The organism is Aminobacter sp. P4_H6_2 (genome assembly GCF_056400805.1).
Genome location: NZ_JBFUKO010000995.1, coordinates 1 through 1,237, shown reverse-complemented (window position 1 = coordinate 1,237; position 1,237 = coordinate 1). Strand labels below are relative to the sequence as shown.

At 58.5% G+C, this 1,237-nt stretch carries 2 protein-coding genes; both read left to right on the top strand.

What is annotated here, in order from left to right; translation table 11 throughout:
- Positions 1-130 precede the first annotated feature (130 nt).
- The gene (locus AC1DUU_RS32395; RefSeq protein WP_476787382.1) at positions 131-628 is read left to right on the top strand and encodes an ester cyclase; all 498 of its coding nucleotides are present in this window, start codon (positions 131-133) and stop codon (positions 626-628) included.
- A 320-nt stretch (positions 629-948) separates the two neighbouring features.
- Positions 949-1,237 (top strand): NADPH-dependent FMN reductase (locus tag AC1DUU_RS32390; protein ID WP_476787381.1); only part of this gene is annotated, 289 nt, incomplete at its 3' end.

Sequence of the window (1,237 nt, the reverse complement as noted above, 5' to 3'; positions counted from 1 at the left end):
CGGGGAGAAGATGCCGGCAGGCAGATGAGGGGCAGCGCTGCCTTGTTATACGTTGGAGTCGCCCCTCATCCAGCTCTTCGGGCCATTTTCTCCCCGCAAACGGGGAGAAGGAAACAAGGGAGGAAGAAACATGCATCGCCGCCAATTTCTCGCATCCGCAGCCATTGCCGCTGCGTTTATCGCTGCCGTGCCGGCCATCACGCCGGTTTGGGCACAAGACAAGCCGCAAGCAACCGTAGAGGCCTATCTGGCTGCCTGGAACGCCCATGACTCGGCCAAGGCGGCCGGGTACTTCGCCGACAATGTCGTTTACTACGACGCTTCAGTCGGCAAGCCGGTCGAAGGCAAGGACGCAGCCAAGAGCGGCGTCATCGACAATTTCTTGAACGCCGTTCCAGATGCTGTCTGGAAGATGAAGGGTGCACCCGTGGTTCAGGATGATCGCGTGTCGTTTGAATGGGAATTTTCAGGCACCAACACAGGCGACTGGGCCGATGGCACCAAGGCTACCGGCAAGAAGTTCTCTTTCACCGGCGCGTCGATGTTCTCGGTCAAGGACGGAAAGATCGCCACCCAGAGCGACTATTACGATGCGCTCGGCTTCTACAAGCAGCTTGGGCTGATGTAGCGGGTCAAGCGGCGCCATATTGTTTCGCGTCAATCTTGACGCCTATGGTGCGTGAATAGCTCGCGCCGCATGCAGCGCCATCGCATCGGCTTGCGTTGGTTCGCGCTGCCATTTCTGCGCGGCGGCCGAGGCCTAGCCGTCATGATTGCGTTGGCGTGGTCACGCGGTGACACGGCGATAGCAGTGCCAGATGAACTAATCGAAGCCGATGTTTCGCAAACTCCATCCGCTTGGCGGCCCGGATTTGAAATCCTCTCGCTCTCCAAACTCTACAAATTCCGTAGAGTTAATGGAAGTTGGGCGATTGTGAGGAGCCGGAAATGTCAAAGCAGCTCGTGGTGGGAATTTCGGGTAACCTGACCCGTCCGTCGAAGACCAGACTGTTCATCGACCACATCGTTGGGCAAGTCGCCAAAAGCACAGGGGCAGCCTCGGCCACTTACGATATCGAAGACCTTGGCCCGTCCTTCGCCCAGGCAAGGCGTGTCAGCGATCTCGACCCTTCCGCCCGGGCCATCGTCGAACAGCTGTCGAGCGCGGCCATTTTGGTGGTCGGTTCGCCCACCTTCAAAGGCAGCTACACCGGCCTGTTCAAGCATTTCTTCGACC